At 48.7% G+C, this 16,320-nt stretch carries 15 protein-coding genes, 1 tRNA gene and 1 pseudogene; 4 read left to right on the forward strand and 13 right to left on the reverse strand.

Annotation, left to right across the window (positions count from 1 at the left end; all coding sequences use genetic code 11):
- The first annotated feature begins 364 nt into the window (after window positions 1-364).
- Window positions 365-1,078, forward strand: a complete 714-nt coding sequence (locus QE396_RS14225; protein ID WP_309951442.1) for an MFS transporter — start codon at window positions 365-367, stop codon at window positions 1,076-1,078.
- Window positions 1,079-1,155: 77 nt separating this feature from the next.
- Window positions 1,156-1,335: pseudogene (locus QE396_RS14230) on the forward strand (restriction endonuclease); the annotation flags it as partial.
- Between the two features lie 226 nt (window positions 1,336-1,561).
- On the opposite strand, the gene QE396_RS14235 reads toward QE396_RS14230, so the two are convergent.
- The 13 genes from QE396_RS14235 to rraB form a co-directional block, all read right to left on the reverse strand.
- Window positions 1,562-2,191, reverse strand: a complete 630-nt coding sequence (locus QE396_RS14235) for a hypothetical protein (protein ID WP_309951445.1) — start codon at window positions 2,189-2,191, stop codon at window positions 1,562-1,564.
- Between the two features lie 57 nt (window positions 2,192-2,248).
- Window positions 2,249-2,968 (reverse strand): SprT family zinc-dependent metalloprotease, encoded by a 720-nt coding sequence (locus QE396_RS14240; protein WP_309951447.1) that lies wholly within the window; start codon window positions 2,966-2,968, stop codon window positions 2,249-2,251.
- A gap of 18 nt (window positions 2,969-2,986) precedes the next feature.
- Window positions 2,987-6,265, reverse strand: a complete 3,279-nt coding sequence (locus QE396_RS14245; RefSeq protein WP_309951450.1) for a type I restriction endonuclease subunit R — start codon at window positions 6,263-6,265, stop codon at window positions 2,987-2,989.
- Window positions 6,262-7,308 carry a RhuM family protein gene (locus QE396_RS14250; protein ID WP_309951452.1) on the reverse strand — a complete coding sequence of 349 codons (1,047 nt, stop codon included), beginning with the start codon at window positions 7,306-7,308 and terminating at the stop codon, window positions 6,262-6,264. The genes QE396_RS14245 and QE396_RS14250 overlap by 4 nt, the downstream gene beginning before the upstream one ends.
- A complete protein-coding gene (locus QE396_RS14255) occupies window positions 7,305-8,549 on the reverse strand; it encodes a restriction endonuclease subunit S (protein ID WP_309951455.1) in 1,245 nt (414 codons plus the stop codon). Before QE396_RS14255 ends, QE396_RS14250 begins: the two co-directional genes overlap by 4 nt.
- Window positions 8,539-10,062 (reverse strand): type I restriction-modification system subunit M, encoded by a 1,524-nt coding sequence (locus QE396_RS14260; protein ID WP_309951459.1) that lies wholly within the window; start codon window positions 10,060-10,062, stop codon window positions 8,539-8,541. Before QE396_RS14260 ends, QE396_RS14255 begins: the two co-directional genes overlap by 11 nt.
- 6 nt (window positions 10,063-10,068) lie before the next feature.
- Window positions 10,069-10,647, reverse strand: coding sequence for a restriction endonuclease subunit S (locus QE396_RS14265; RefSeq protein ID WP_309951461.1), 579 nt, complete (start codon window positions 10,645-10,647; stop codon window positions 10,069-10,071).
- Window positions 10,648-10,702: 55 nt separating this feature from the next.
- Complete coding sequence (locus QE396_RS14270) at window positions 10,703-10,969, reverse strand: hypothetical protein (RefSeq protein ID WP_309951463.1); 267 nt, start codon at window positions 10,967-10,969, stop codon at window positions 10,703-10,705.
- Window positions 10,970-11,443: 474 nt separating this feature from the next.
- Window positions 11,444-12,703, reverse strand: coding sequence for an integrase arm-type DNA-binding domain-containing protein (locus QE396_RS14275; RefSeq protein ID WP_309951466.1), 1,260 nt, complete (start codon window positions 12,701-12,703; stop codon window positions 11,444-11,446).
- 198 nt (window positions 12,704-12,901) lie between these two features.
- A tRNA-Leu gene (locus tag QE396_RS14280) sits at window positions 12,902-12,986 on the reverse strand.
- Window positions 12,987-13,090: 104 nt separating this feature from the next.
- A complete protein-coding gene (locus tag QE396_RS14285; RefSeq protein WP_020885380.1) occupies window positions 13,091-13,819 on the reverse strand; it encodes a hypothetical protein in 729 nt (242 codons plus the stop codon).
- A 30-nt stretch (window positions 13,820-13,849) separates the two neighbouring features.
- Window positions 13,850-14,608: a tRNA isopentenyl-2-thiomethyl-A-37 hydroxylase MiaE gene (gene miaE / locus QE396_RS14290; RefSeq protein ID WP_020885381.1), complete on the reverse strand. Its 759-nt coding sequence runs from the start codon at window positions 14,606-14,608 to the stop codon at window positions 13,850-13,852.
- A 46-nt stretch (window positions 14,609-14,654) separates the two neighbouring features.
- Window positions 14,655-15,080 carry a ribonuclease E inhibitor RraB gene (gene rraB / locus QE396_RS14295; protein ID WP_014168417.1) on the reverse strand — a complete coding sequence of 142 codons (426 nt, stop codon included), beginning with the start codon at window positions 15,078-15,080 and terminating at the stop codon, window positions 14,655-14,657.
- 120 nt (window positions 15,081-15,200) lie between these two features.
- Here rraB and argL point away from each other — a divergent pair, with 120 nt between their 5' ends.
- The gene (gene argL, locus QE396_RS14300) at window positions 15,201-15,275 is read left to right on the forward strand and encodes a putative translational regulatory protein ArgL (protein WP_230075062.1); all 75 of its coding nucleotides are present in this window, start codon (window positions 15,201-15,203) and stop codon (window positions 15,273-15,275) included.
- Complete coding sequence (argF, locus tag QE396_RS14305; RefSeq protein WP_020885382.1) at window positions 15,245-16,249, forward strand: ornithine carbamoyltransferase; 1,005 nt, start codon at window positions 15,245-15,247, stop codon at window positions 16,247-16,249. The genes argL and argF overlap by 31 nt, the downstream gene beginning before the upstream one ends.
- Window positions 16,250-16,320 lie beyond the last annotated feature (71 nt).

Below are 16,320 nucleotides of genomic sequence, written 5' to 3' on the forward strand. Positions count from 1 at the left end.
GGCTTATTTCCTCTTCTAACACATCTTAACTGACCCGCCATTCACACGCTGCCCGTACAGGGACGGCTGACGCCTGCGTGTCGTCTGGCGGTAAGGCACAATACTATGTTCGCCAAATCATTTATTGCTTTCGAAGGTAGCGGTCGTTTGAACGCTATTGCCTGACATGTTGTTCTGGCGACTTTAGCAAAAGTGCAGTAAGAGGTAACACTATGAGAATACTGCTTATCGCTGGCCCCACAAAACCTGCAATAATCTTTTCGATTAATGAATATCACTCATAGTCCCAGTCCTCCTGCCTGTGATTATCAACAAGCACAAACCCGTTAACATACCCCTATCTCTTCATGTCCAACGGATCACCATGCTTAATCAACAGGCGCGTACACAGTCGGCTACAGCTAAAAAAACCGGTCTCTCGTTTCTGCTAATTCTGAGCGCCCTGATGGCTGTTACCTCTTTATCAACCGACATCTATCTTCCGGCTATGCCCATGATGGCCAAAGATTTGCAGGGTGACGCAGAGTTGACAATCACAGGCTTCCTTATCAGCTTTTGCATTGCACAACTGATTTGGGGACCGATTAGCGATAGTTATGGGCGTCGACTGCCACTGTTTATCGGTTTAGGTCTATTCATCATCGGCTCCCCGTTTGTGTACATCACGTACTTCGGCGTTGATCCGCAGCACTACGGTTGGCTGTTTGCAGTAAACATTGTGGGATTAATGGCTGTGAGTATGGTCAACAGACGTCTGGTTCACCGCTATCCACTGGAAGCATTGCTCAGGAGTGCCGTATTCGTCGCCGCTATTGCAGCGATAGTGCTGGCGGTCACCACCGGCCTGGGTGAGGGTGGAATTACTATGATTGTCGGCGCTGTGTTCTTCTCTATGAATGGCATCATCGCGGCGACATCCACGGCTTGCGCTCTGCACGCAGTGCCTAATGTTGCTGGCTCCGCGTCGGCGCTAATGGGGGCATTACAATATGGCAGCGGCATCATCTCTTCACTGCTTCTCGCCCTGTTCAGTGATGGCACTGACCGTTCAGCTAAAAAAATAAAACGTCGTTATTGATGCCAGACGACACTTTCATCCAGAGATACCCACCCTTCCCTGTAACTCAGGGAGGGATGCGTTTTGCACCGTTGGTAACAATTGGGTTAGATGAAAATATGCGGGTTCAGGACTCTGAAGCTGTTAACGGGAGCGGTATCGTCGGCAGACTATTCTGGGATTTTCAGGGAAAGGTGATTTCATTGCCGCAGGTGAAAGCACACTATCCACAGGAGGGATTTGTAGATTGGCATCGGCGCGAAGTTTTTAAGAGGTGAGCTCAGGTTACATTATAAGTTGTTATATTAGCTAAAAGTCTACTAGCTCAAGCCTGAGCTGACAGTTACCGGTTATTTATTCAGGTGTCTGTCAGATTAAATCTGTTTCAGATTACCTCGTGTTTTGTATAAGGATTCGACACCTATATAAAACGGTAACTTTAAACCTTTCAAGGTCCAGTGTCAGATCAAGTCGCAACTAAGGCACATCTTGCGTAGCGGTACATTATCTTTTCCCTAAGGAAGGTAAACCGCCGGATACAACAATTCTACGCCCGCCAATGTATTGGTCCATAATGTCTCGTGACTTGGCACTTTTGTTTTTTTTACCCTTTGCCGTTACTTTCTTGTTTTTGCTAGATTTGCTTTTTGCAGCAAGTCTTTTCTTGGCATGGGCAAGCAGAATCAGCCGCCCTGACATCAAACTCTGTCTGGAAGTATCCGCCGCATCATAGCTATTCACGATGGACATTATTTCTTTTTCAATTTCAGATAACGTTTTTTCAGCAACGAATTTCTCTACTACAGCGGAGTATTTTTTATCGAGCGGTTGAGTTATCGCCCATTGATAGGAAATCGTCGTTACACTGTTTTTCTTTGAAGGATTACTACTGATGGAAGAAGAGCTTAGTCTTTCTGAATGGGCTTTATTTATATGCTTTTCTAATCTTTTCGCGTCTTTGAGAGAGACGTTACATACTGGACATTTGCAGGTTTGACGGGCAATAAGCGATGCCTCAGCTACCGGCTTAGCAAGATGAGGTACCATCTTCCAGCCATGATTGGTTAGCAAATGGCTGGACAGCACCGTCACCTCAACTGCGGTATTACACAGAGCACATATGATTTTTTCCATTTTCTCCTCCCTCAAGCGATGGATGCAGCAGGACAGAAGCATCGCACGCCATTATGTTTAGCTTGTCATTATCATCCCAGCCATCCCGTCCAAACGCTTCTTGGTCTTCTCCCAGTCAGGCATTACCTGCCCCATGAGCCGGTAGAAGCGTTCGCTATGGTTATGCTCGGCCAGATGGCAGAGTTCATGCAAGATAACGTAATCGATACACTCACGCGGGGCCTTTACCAGATTGGGATTCAGGGTCACCCTTCCATTGGGGGAACAACTTCCCCACTGAGTCTGCATGGTAAGAATGCGCAATGGTGGTGAGTCACTGACCCATAAAGCTTGCTCCAGCATAGCACTCAGCCTTTTGGCGAAGACTTCGCGGGCTCGAGCCTTATACCAGTCAGTCAGCAGTTGCAGAACCTTTTCACCGCTCTTATGGCGTAAGGTGACTTCCAGCTTGCCACGTAACATTTTTACGCCCTGAGCGTCAGAGGGAGCCACTATCACCTTAAGCATGTACTGTTTGCCCAGGTAATAGTGGCTCTCACCGCTGATATACTGTCGTGGAGTTATATATTCCAGCTGCTTACGGAAGTCCCGTAGCTGCTGATAGATCCAGCGCCCACGCTTTTCAACGGCATTCAGAACCTGTTGGTCATCGGTATCCTGCGGCGCGGATACTACAACCCGGCAGTCGGGATGAACTTTTATCAGGATGCGTCCATTCACCAACGGTCGGGGTTTACACTCGAAGGTAATACGTTCATCACCGTAAATGAAGCTCATTGCTCTTTCGCCCACAATTTAGACTCCGCTCAGTCCTACACGGGTAATCTGGACGATCATTTCCACAATCTTTTTCGCCTGATCCATTCCGCCACCTATTGCCTTACACTCTTTAAACATCATCGGCAGAAGCTTCTTGCGGATATCAGCCTCGATATTTTGCGGATTGATCGAGTTCTCAGCCACTGAGATATCAACAGCCTGGTCTACTTCAAAAGCAAGCTTCACCCACTTATCGATAACTTGAGAATCGGTAACGGCAAAAACCTCCGGCAGTACTTTTTTGTACACACCGAAGTAAGCCTGTGCATGGTGATTACCAGCAAATACGTCGGGTATTTCGTTCAGCCGCCGATCTTGTACTTGCTCCTCAAATTCACGAAATAGCATGTACTGCTTGAGAGGGTGATCAAACAGTTTTTCCGCCTCTTCAATAGCCAGACGCAGTAACTTCGAGAAGGCTTCCTGGGCATAAGGATCATCACGTAAATCCTGCTCAATCATGCGGGTTACGCGGGTTTTGATAATATCCGTTTCGTTGCGAGTTTTATCCTCGCTCCACTCTTCGGGCCGCTGTCCCATTTTGCTGACTTCATACACTCCATCAGGCTCGCGAACTTCTACGCCAACAACGTGTTTATCCAGCAGCTTTTTAACCTGTTCAGTGTACTGATCATAATCTACCGTCTCACCGGCATCCTGCTTCACCAACTGACGCAGGCTGGTAAATTGCCTTAGCGTCTCTTTGTAGTGCTGGCGATCATCTTCGCTGAAACCCTTATCCTCAAAGAAGGTAGCTGACTGCAACGCCACTTTCAGGCAGCTGGCAAATTGAGTGAGTGCCTCATAAAAATCTTCACGAACTTTAAGATGAACATCAACCATTTCGCCGTACTTTTCTTCCGTGCGCGGCACCAGCACCTGACGGAGCTGCTCAATATCGTTTTTGTTTTTTACACCAGCAAAAATCGCCCACAGATTTTTATACAGCTGGGGAAGGCGCTTGTACTCCGTACTCATCTGACCGTACAGCCCCACCAGATCATCGATGTCAAACCCGCCCTGCGTACGGGATGCCAGCTTCTGGTAATCTTCAATGGTGGTATCCAGCTCTTTGAGGATGCCCCGATAATCGATTAGCAAACCAAATTTTTTCTTAGGGTGGAGGCGGTTAACACGGGCTATTGCCTGAATCAGGTTATGCCCTTTGAGAGGCTTATCGATGTAAAGCACGGCATTTTTGGGCTCATCAAATCCGGTAAGTAACTTATCAACCACAATAAGAAGCTTCAGCGAATCATCTTTATCAAAACGCTCAATGACATTGCGCGTGTAAACCTGCTCATCCTGAGAGCCGACATTATCTTGCCACCATTTGGTTATATCAGGGATACCAGATTCATCCACCTCGGTATTCCCTTCACGCGTGTCAGGAGAACTAATGACCACTGCAGACTCAAACAGTCCGGCTTCATCAAGATACTTTTTGTATTTTATCGCTGCTGCTTTACTGTCACAGGCGAGCTGCCCCTTCAAGCCATCATCGATGTTTTTGACAAAATGGTTGGCGATATCCAGTGCAATAAGGTGGATGCGATCGTCGGCATTATAAACCTGCCCTTTATTAGCAAACTTACGCTTCAAGTCGGCTTTTTGTTTATCCGTTAACCCCTCGGTGATACGGTCAAACCAGCTATCTATAGCTCGTTCATTAACATTCAGCTCGGGTGGCCGCTCTTCGTAGAGAAGCGGAGTGACAGTCTTGTCCTCTACCGCACGCTGCATGGTGTAAGCATGAACGATCGGACCAAATTTATTAGTGGTCTTATCATCTTTCAGCAATGGCGTACCGGTGAAAGCAACAAAAGCTGCGTTGGGTAGAGCCAGCTTCATGCGTTGATGACTCTCACCGCCATGGCTACGGTGGCCTTCATCAATCAACACTATGATATCAGAGCTGGTATTCACGCACTCGGGCAAGCGGGTGGCCGTGTTAAATTTCTGAATCAACGAGAAGAGAATGCGCTCAGTCCCCTTGCCTATCTGTTCGGCTAAACGTCTGCCAGAGGTGGCAATGGCATCGGCTTTATCCCTTTTACCTGCCAGTTCCCCGGTTGAGATAAAGGTGCGACTAAGCTGGTTTTCCAAATCGACGCGATCGGTTACCACGATGATGCGGCACTGCTTGAGAGTTTCACTCAGGATCAGAGCCTTGCTGAGGAAAACCATCGTCAGCGACTTACCAGAACCCGTGGTATGCCAGATAACCCCACCGTTGCGGCTACCATCAGGATTCTTCGTTTCGATACGCTGTAGCAGTCGTTTGATACTGAATACCTGCTGATATCGGGCAATGACCTTACCGGCTCTCTTATCAAACAATGTGAAGAACCGAGCCATATCCAGCATGCGCTCGGGTAACAGCAGGCTTATAAGCAACTGATCCTGGCCCGTTAAAGCTAGCTCGCCCCCTGCGATCAGGTTCTGATACCATTCCAGGCATGAAACCGGGCGGTGACTGAAGATTGAATCTATCTGCTGCGCGGTAAGCTTACGGTTTTTGATGGCAAGCATCTCTAGATCGGAGATATCTTCTTCCCGCCATGTCGCCCAAAACTTAGTCGGTGTTCCGCAAGTCCCGTATCGCCCATCATGACCATTTATCGACAGTAAGACCTGGCTATAGGCAAACAGTCGCGGAATTTCATCATGACGCTGGTTTCGCAGGCTTTGTGAGATCCCCTCGTCAATAGTCGGTCCTTTTTTAGCATTGCCGTCCGGGCGCTTAGCCTCGATAACGACCAGCGGAATACCATTCACAAAGCAGACAATGTCGGGCCTGCGTGCCTCAATGCCGTTAGCGCGTGTCACGCTGAACTCTTCGGTGAAAACAAAGCTGTTGTTACGAGGGTTGTTCCAGTCGATCAACGAGATTGTTGGGTTCACCCGTTTGCCATCGATAAATTCCGTCACTGAAATACCGTACAACAGATGGTTGTACAAGTGTTCATTGGCGGTAATTAATCCCTGGTTTAATGCCGGGCTATTAACCTCGGCGATTAGGCTATCAATCGCTTTATCGGAAATGACATGCTCTTTACCGGCAAAGATAAACGTTCTCTTGGCTAACTGTTCACGCAAAATCTGGTTTAAAACCACCTGATCTGCCTTGCCTGCTCGCGCAGACATGGCTTGCTGAGGCGAAATATATGTCCAGCCTAAATTGCTCAAGAGAGCCAGTGCCGGGAGCTTGGCGCTGTACTCTTCCTGGAATTTTGGCGCGATCTGCATGCTCATGATGTTCCCTTATCTTTATCGGCTTTCCAGTGCAGTAGCTCGGTAATATCCTTTTCACCCTCAGCCTCTTTTAACAAACGCCGCTGCTCTGCAAATCTTGCATATTCACCCTGAGCTTTTTCATCTGCCATTTTCTTACTGATAGCCCCAGCACCCTGTAACACATTGCGGTCGTTGAACTGCAGGAATTGATCCAGCTTCTCCTGCCAGTCCTGCAAAAAAACCTGCTGACGGCGCAGCGCCTGATCTTCGGCATAGTCCAGCCACATATTCACTACACGGTTCAGCTCACTGACCTCTTTTTGGGTCAGGTAATTCTTAGCAACCGTGACATCGCCTTTTCGCACGTCATTGCCTTTATAGCTGGTGAGCCCCATATGAGGCTGGCTGGCATCTGCCCGCTGGTGGATTAGCTCAGCGGCTGTACGCCCAGTGCAGGCAAAGTGCAGTTTGTTCTGGATGGTTTGAAAGAAGAGGGTAGTCTCTTTCAGAGTCGGCTGATAATCAGCAGCCAGCGCGAAAATCTCCCGCACACGCAGATAGACGCGCCGCTCGCTGGCACGAATATCTCGGATACGTTCCAACATCTCGTCAAAGTAGTCGGGCACCACAGAAGAGCCGACAGGCGGATTCTTCAACCGCTCGTCATCCATCACAAACCCTTTAATCAGATATTCCTGTAGGGTTTGCGTGGCCCACTGACGGAACTGAGTCCCCCGAACTGAGCGAACACGATAGCCTACGGCCAGTATGGCTTCGAGACTGTAGTGCTCTATCTCTCTAGAAACCTGACGCTTTCCTTCCTGGCGAACTATCCGGAATTTCCGGATAGTTGAATTTTGACCAAGTTCGCCTTCTGAAAAGATGTTGATCAGGTGCTCGTTGATGGTACGAACGTCCTTATCATATAGCTCAGCCATGGATGCCTGAGTGAGCCAAAGCGTATCTGACTGAAAGCGACACTCAACGCGTGCGCGGCCATCTTCGCTTTGGAACAGCAGGAATTCACCTGCTGGAGGCTGAGGTAAATGTTTATCAGTCATGCGGCGTCCACCTTAACCCGGCGTCTACCGGTGAGCAGTTGCTGCATCAGGGCTTTTTTTTCTTTTTTAAGAAGACTGAGTTTCTGTCGTAACGCTTTTATTTCCTTATCGGATATAGATAACAGGTCGGCTATTCTTTTCTGTTCAGCTATCGTTGGTAAAGAAAACTGAGCCTTGCTAATTGCCCCTATAGATAGTCCGAATCTTGTTGCTCCAGTGGCTAAAGTGAAAAAATAGTATTGTATCTTCGGCATAGCAAAAAGATAGTTAAGAAAGGCACCAGAAACAGCAGATTTATTTGGTCTCACAATTGCTAGATGATACCCGCAAACAATACCATTTAGTTCCTCGGACACTAAAGAGGAAACAGCAATATCTCCCGGTGCCTCTGAGTCTTTGGTAATTATTACATCATCAATCTCAAGAGTATACCTTTCAATTTCTTTACTAGTTGCCGTTGCTTTCATGAAATTAATGGACTTTGTTATTTCATCATTGTAATAAACATCAGTATAGTTGCAAATCTCTACGGGAATCTCACCTGCTTTAGACTTTTTATCTACAGGACTGATAATGATTTCAGAGATTTCAGATAAATGATACTGTTTCCATTCACCACTAAATCCTTGCAGGCGATTCTGACCGGTTAGCAATTTTTGCATTAGCGATTTTTTCTTTCGCAGACTGTTTAAAATCAAACTTTCTGTGATTTCAATAGCCTTGTCCCAAGTAAAAAGAATTTTTGAGATTTTATTTTGCTCTTTTAATGGGGGTAAAAGAAATGAGAAATCTCTAATGTCATTAGGGCTTATATGAGGGACTGCAGTAGCAGTCTGAACTGATTTAACATGTTTTTCGAATCGATTGTCAGAGAAATACTGCTTCAAAAGAGATTGATCAAAATCAGGAAAAGCTCTTATTCTAGCCACACGCTGGACCAACAAGCAGGGCAAGTCTGAAGCTTTAACTTCAGCTACTTTTAAGCCAGAGGAAATCCATGTGCGATCCATCGCAATAACAAAATCGCCTTCCTTTAGATGAAATTTATCTAAGGCTTGGAATTCTGAAAGATCCCAATACTTTGCATTTTTCCATCTGAGTCGCCCTGGCTCAATATTATCTCCTCGAAGCAACCTTATATCATTAGGATTGGATGAGTAATTACTACTTTTAAAAGCGAAACCAGTTAGGATATCGACATGTTTACCAAAAGTACTAAGTTTCCATCCTTCAGGCACCATAACCTAACTCCTCTAAATATTTATCCATTTCAAATTCTAATTGAGCTAGCTTTAATTTTAATTGCTCTCTCTCTGCACGTACTTCGCTCAAATTCACTTCTTCATCTTCTTCAAAAGTATCGATGTAACGTGGAATGTTCAGATTGTAGTCGTTGTCTCTAATTTCCTGCAGACTGGAAAGATGAGCATATTTTTCGATATCATCTCTATCGCGGTATGCTTTTACAATATCATTGATATCTTTTTCTCTAAGTTGGTTTTGATTTTTACCGGGTTGGAAGGCATTGCTGGCATCAATGAAGAGAACATTATTGTCTACTTTATTTTTTTTAAAAATTAGGATTGCCGCAGGTATACCTGTACCGAAAAACAACTTTTCTGGCAAACCAATCACCGCATCGAGAAGATTTTCGTCTATCAACTTCTGCCGGATTTTTCCTTCGCTGGAACCACGGAACAACACGCCATGGGGAACCACCACACCCATACGTCCGGTTTTCGGCTTCATGGTTTCGATCATATGCAGGATAAACGCATAGTCGCCCTTGGTTTTAGGCGGCAGACCACGACGAAAACGGCTGAACTGGTCGTCAGAAATATCTTCAAGCCCCCATTTCTCCAGTGAGAAAGGTGGATTAGCGGTTACCACATCAAATAACATCAGGTTAGCATTTTTATCGAGTAGCTTGGGGTTACGGATCGTGTCACCCCACTCAATTTTATGGTTATCCTCGCCGTGCAGAAACATGTTCATTTTAGCCAGCGACCAGGTGGAACCAATTGCCTCCTGACCATAAAGCTCATAGTTCTTGCTATGGTGCTGTTGAGCCACCCACTTGCCACATTTCATCAAAAGCGAAGCAGAACCACAGGTTGGGTCACAGATAGATTCCCCTGGCTGTGGGTCAAGCAACGCCGCGAGCAGATCTGACACTTCAGGTGGCGTATAGTACTCTCCAGCTTTCTGCCCGCTGTTAGCAGCAAACTTGCCAATCAAATACTCATAAGCGTTACCAATTACATCTAATCCCCCCACGCGGCTGGGCTTAAGATTCAGCTCTGGATGAGTAAAATCTTCGAGTAGCTGCTTCAAAATCAGATTCTTTTGTTTTTCATCACCAAGCTTATTGGTATTAAATGAAATTTCCTGGAACACGCTCTTGCTACCATCTTTCAGCTTAGTGCCGTTAGCTTCTTCAATTGCGTGTAGAGCTACATCGATACGTTCACCGTTACCCGCCTCACTTCGACGCTTATAGAGAGCATAAAAGCTAGCATCTTTAGGTAGAACAAAGCGTTCGTTCTTCATCATCTCTTCAATGAGCTCTGGTTCATCGCCATACTGGGCTTTGTAGCCATCATAGTGATCCTGCCAGACATCCGAGATGTACTTCAGAAACAGCATAGTAAGAATGAAATCTTTGTAAGTATCAGGGCTGATGGTGCCACGGAAAGTGTCACATACGCCCCATAGCACGCGGTTGATGCGGTCCTGATCGATCATATTGCTCATAACAAGTTAATCCTTAAGTAATTTTTGTAAAATACCAAGTTCAAGCTGATGGCGATTTTTCTGTAACTTATTGATAAGTTCATCTTCTTTCTGCCATACACGCTGGAGATCGATAAGCTGTAATTGGGTTTCAAGAGGCGGAACCGGGATATCGACATCCAGCAGCGCTGATTTCGTTATTAACTGAATGTTGGTGCCACTCCGATGAAACCATTGCTGAATCATCGGATGGTTTAACAGCCAGCAAAGGTATTCGGGGACAATCTCACGCTCTTGTCTTCTGAGGCTAACAATCAGGAACTGGCTGGTAGCAACCACAGGAACCTCGCCACGATAGACAACTGCCAGATTACGATTCCCCCTAGCCGCAACAATAATCTCACCCTGTTCAAGAAATGGGGGAGCGATGCGTTGTTCCCATAAGACAGTAGGTAGTGCGTTATGATTGAACTGCCAGTCCTGATCAAGGTCTTTAATCTGTAACAGACGCACATCCCCTTCAGGGTCAGGCGTGATTGCTCCCCTTAGAGTGTGGCCTGAACGGATGCCTGCAATTTGACCTAACTTTTTTAAAGATGTTGGCATACGGGACCCTGATTTATTGCACCATCCCTGGCGCATCTATTCTTAAGCGCGGCGATTATAAGTTGTTTTTAAGCCATTGAGATATCTTGTCGGAAAGCCCATACCATGCACCGTCTCCCCGCAAACCAGTGACGAGTAAACCATCATCGTTATCCATAACGGTTTTGAGATAATCGCGAACTTGAGTTGCCGTTTGCTCGGAGACAATAATCCAGGTTGATTCCAGAGGATGACACCAGGTCCCATAAGACTTGATGCGTTCAATGAGCGAGGCATAATCTTTCTGCTTTCGCAGATCGTAAGAAATTTGATAAGCTGACACAGATTTGATCTCCTAATTTAGACGTTTGGGTTTGAGTCAACGCGACAGATTGCAGTCTGTCGCACCTCACCACTCTAATCTGTAGCTTCTGTACAGAGTTAAAAGTGATTTGGTGAAGCTATGATTGAGCAAAAAGATCAGAATGTAAACTAAAAAATAATGCAGTAGCGGGCCTACAGAGATGCATGTCCGTAAATTAGATGCAAAAAAACAAACTTCTTACGGCACAAGCGATTGATTTTAAATCAATAAAAAATAATCGAGCATGAATGAAACATGCGCAAATATTTTTATAACTTGCGCACTTTTATGCTTTTTTGTTAAATGATCTATGTAATATCATTCAACATTGACGCAAGATTATCCCATACACGTGCACCATCTCCCGTCTTCCCTCCAGATAGGCCGCATATTTATACGTGCCACAAATGGCTTTCCGTTTGGTGGATACCAAATCGTTCTCGTTTGCTAAATTTACTTAGTCTTCAACTTAGCAAAGTCAAACGGACTAATTGATTTTTCTCGATTAATATCCAGATAATCCGCCCACCACTGCAGCATCAACCTGCGCTCCCCCAGATGTTCCGCTTTATGGATGTAGGCAGCCCTAACAGAGCTACGCTCCTGATGGCTCATCTGCCGCTCTACGGCATCCCTCGACCATAGACCCGATTCAATCAATGAGCTACAGGCCATTGTCCTGAAACCATGCCCACAGACTTCCGTTTTCGTGTCATAGCCCATCACTCGTAGAGCCTTGTTCACCGTGTTCTCACTCATGGGTTTACGCGGATCGTGATCGCCCACGAAAATCAGCTCTCGGTTCCCGTTCATGCATTTGATCTTTTCCAGGATAGCTAAGGCCTGACGCGATAAGGGAACAAGATGAGGTGTCCGCATCTTTGAACCACGCTGAGAATGCTTAACACCGTCCAACGGTTCACGCTCACCGGGGATTGTCCACATGGCCGTTTCAAAATCTACTTCTGACCAACGGGCAAATCGCAGCTCGCTCGAGCGGATAAAGACTAACAAGGTAAGTTCGACAGCCAGTCGGGTTAACGGTCTGCCAGAGTAGTGATCAATGCGATGAAGTAATTCAGGAATACGATTAAGCTCCAAAGCCGCACGATGCTGTCTTTTCGCCGTAGCAACCGCACCGGCAATCTCTTGCGCAGGATTGTAGTCGATTAAACCACTCTGAACGGCAAAGCGCATAATCGCGGTAGTACGCTGCTGTAAACGGGCGGCGACTTCGAGTCGTCCAGATGACTCGACTGCTTTGATGGGTACAAGTAAGTCTCGCGTTTTCAGTTCTGCAATGTTTCGCTTACCGATAGCAATAAAGAGATTATCTTCGAGGCTTTTCAATACACGAGCGCTATGCGATGCCGACCACTTTTGATTGCTGGCGTGCCAGTCTCTGGCGACCACCTCAAACGTTATCGCCTCTTGTTCCTGCTCTACCTTAACGGCTTTCTTATTCTCACTGGGATCGACGCCATTAGCTAACAGCTTACGGGCTTCATCCCGGCGTGCCCTAGCATCCGCCAGCGAGACTTCGGGGTATTTCCCCAGCGCCAGCATCTTCTCCTTGCCGCCAAAACGATAACGTAGCCGCCAGTATTTGGAGCCGTTAGGGTGAACCAGCAAAACCATACCGTCGCCGTCAGTAAGTTTATAGGCTTTTGCTTCCGGCTTAGCCGAACGAACCTTCACATCACTCAGAGCCATGATGAGTATCCTTTCAAGGGTTCTGTGTGGGTACAAACATAATCGAACCGGGATATACCCGCAGTTGTACCCGCATCAGTAAGTTGATGTAGATTGAATCAGGTTGACTTAGGAAGAGTGAAAAAGCGAGGAAAGCCTTGCGGATACTGGATTTCAGACACAAAAAAAGACGTCCGTTGACGTCTATTGATGTTCCGATGGTGCCGAAGGCCGGACTCGAACCGGCACGTATTTCTACGGTTGATTTTGAATCAACTGCGTCTACCGATTTCGCCACTTCGGCACTGAAGGGGATGCGGAAACGTTGTGGATTATACCTGTCGCGCGCCGCCATGCAAGCGGCGACGCGCTAAACCTACGCTAAGTGCCCAAAAAACCAGCGCCCTGTCATTCTACCTCGGAAACCGCCAGCCGAATCACGCCTGCCGCCTTCTGCTCTGGCAGCGCCAGCACCTTCGCCCACATCTCCTGCACCATGTCGCAGGAGAGCTTCTCTTTGCCCACCGCCTTCTCCGGCATCTGCAGCAGCTGGATGTCCTCGCCGTACTTGTCGGCCAGCGTTTTCATAATCGGGCGGACATCCGTCACCGCGGCTTCGCGTTCTTCCGGGGTCACGGTGTGGCGGTTTTTGCCATAGGCCGCGCGCATCATGTCGGCGTCGGCCTGCATGCGCCGCGTCATCAGGTCTTTATCCAGCATGCGCATCGGGTTGACGCCCCCTTTCACCGCGGGGTAGAGGAAGCGGAAACAGGCGTCGTCGCTCACCTTCTGGATGGCGGCGGTCTGCTCCATGTTGATCGTCATATAGTTCACCACGTTAGCGTCCGGCGCGTTTTGCAGGCGCGACATCTGCAGATGCAGGATCTGCGGCTGGATGGTGTCGATAATCTTCTGCTCCGGCTCGCCGGCTTTTTGCAGGGCCGCCATCTGGTCAAGAATGCGCTGATGAAGCACAGGCTCCTGCTCTTTAATCACCTGCCAGGCGGGCATTGCGTTGAGGGTGGTATCAAGCTGCTGTTCGGGGGTGTGCTGGCGTTGTTTGTCGAAGTAGACCCAGAACGCCACGACGGCGGCCAGGAGAGTCACCACGACTATACGGATCCACGTTTTATTCATCTCGCATCCTTTTCTTTTCGCTATGCCGGTTTACACCGGCACGCCGCTGTGAAAGCGAAACTCATTGTCCGGTGTCGAGATAAGTGTGGCTTCAATTTCGCCAAAAAGCTGTATGCGCGGTGAGATATCGTCGTCGCTCACCTGTTGGGCAAGCGTCAGGTAGTCCTGATAGTGGCGCGCTTCCGAGCGCAGCAGCGAGAGATAAAACTTCTGCAGATCGTCGTCGAGGAACGGGGCCAGCGCGGCGAAACGCTCGCAGGAGCGGGCTTCGATGTAGGCACCGCAGATGAGCTTGTCGATAAGCGTCAGCGGTTCGTGCGTGCGCACCGCTTTCAGCATCCCTTTGGCGTAGCGGCTGGCGGTGATTTTGACGTACGGAATGTCGCGCGCCAGCATCGCCTCGCGCACCTGCCAGAAGTGGTGCAACTCTTCTTTGATCAGCAGCACCATGCTGTCGATAAGCGCCTGGCCCCACGGGTCGTCGGTTTTGGGCATGACGCTTTTGCTAATCTGCTTATGCAGGGCCACAAAATCCGGTTCCGGGCCTTCGCGGAAGGTGAACGCTTCGTAGGGTCTGAGCCAGTCGAGCAGCACGTCGGCACCGCTTTCATCGGCGACGTATTTGCGCACCAGCAGCAGCGCGGTCTGGGCGGCCTTGAGCTCGCACACCATGTGGTCGGTGAGCAGCAGCGGCAGGTTCGCCGGGTCGCGGGCTTTATCAATCCATGCTTGCGGGGTCGGGCACTGGAGGAAGGTAAGAACAGGGGCGAGTATCTGCGGGTAATCCATGGTTCTGCCTTGAAAAAGCGGTGGCGCGCGCCACCGCCTGAAACGCTTAGTGACGCACGCCGTCGTCGTCTTCGTCGATGAAATCTTCGTCGTCGCCTTCTTCGCCGTCTTCACCGTTCGGATCTTCGAAGTAGGTTCCCCAGCCGTCGTATTCCACTTCAAACTTCTCGGCCAGGTTCATCAGCTGTTCGACCTGAGCGTCGATCAGTTCTGCTTTCAGCGCGCCTTCGCTCAGAATATCGCAGCAGATGACGGTGTCGCCCTCTTCCACTTCCAGCTCTTCCGGCTCGGTCACTTCGTAACCCAGTTTGAAAGCCTCTACCGCCAGTTTTTCCAGCGCGTCGAAATCGTCAGCAGAGAAATGGTGCTCGATGGTGTACAGCGCGTCCGGATCGCTACCGTCTTCCAGCAGTTCTTCGATAATCAGGCGCGTCTCTTCGCGTTGCTCTTCCAGGTGTTCCGGGTTTGCCATGGCTCATTCCTCTTTAAAGTGCGGCAGATACTTCTATTTTCACACACGGACGGGTTTGCCTCCACCTTTGTTGGAAAGATTTGTGAAACGGGGTTGCAAATGAATAATTAGACATATAAAGTGAATTTTAATTCAATAAGTGGCGTTTGCCATGTGAGGATAAAATGTCTGTTCTGTACAAGAAACACTTTCTGAAATTGCTCGATTTTACCCCTGCACAGCTCAATTCCCTGCTGACCCTTGCCGCTCAGCTTAAAGCCGATAAAAAAAAGGGTAAGGAAGTACAAAAGCTTACTGGCAAAAACATCGCGCTCATCTTCGAAAAAGACTCAACCCGTACACGATGCTCTTTCGAAGTTGCCGCATTTGACCAGGGCGCGCGCGTCACGTATTTAGGGCCGAGCGGCAGCCAGATTGGGCATAAAGAATCAATTAAGGACACCGCGCGGGTACTCGGGCGGATGTACGATGGCATTCAGTATCGCGGTCACGGCCAGGACGTGGTCGAAACGCTGGCGCAGTATGCAGGCGTGCCGGTGTGGAACGGGCTGACCAACGAGTTCCATCCGACGCAGCTGCTGGCGGACCTGCTGACCATGCAGGAGCACCTGCCGGGCAAAGCGTTTAACGAGATGACGCTGGTTTATGCGGGCGATGCGCGTAACAACATGGGTAACTCGATGCTGGAAGCGGCAGCGTTAACCGGGCTGGATCTGCGTCTGGTGGCACCGAAAGCCTGCTGGCCGGAAGAGCGCCTGGTGGCGGAGTGCAGCGCGCTGGCGGAGAAGAATGGCGGGAAGATCACCCTGACGGAAGAGGTCGCGGCCGGCGTGAAAGGGGCGGACTTCATCTATACCGATGTGTGGGTGTCGATGGGCGAGGCCAAAGAGAAGTGGGCCGAGCGGATTGCCCTGCTGCGCGGGTATCAGGTGAACGCGCAGATGATGGCGCTGACCGGTAACCCGGACGTGAAGTTCCTGCACTGTCTGCCGGCATTCCATGACGACCAGACCACACTGGGTAAGCAGATGGCGAAAGAGTTCGATCTGCATGGCGGAATGGAAGTGACAGACGAGGTGTTTGAATCGGCGGCGAGCATTGTGTTTGACCAGGCGGAAAACCGGATGCATACCATTAAGGCGGTGATGGTGGCGACGCTTGGGGAGTGATCCTCTGTAGTCTTGTGCCCTCACCCCGGCCCTCTTCCACAGGGAGAGGGCGTAAACCGGCGCCGCTTCAT

The sequence above is a fragment of the Enterobacter sp. SORGH_AS_0287 genome, assembly GCF_031453695.1.
Lineage (GTDB): Bacteria > Pseudomonadota > Gammaproteobacteria > Enterobacterales > Enterobacteriaceae > Enterobacter > Enterobacter ludwigii.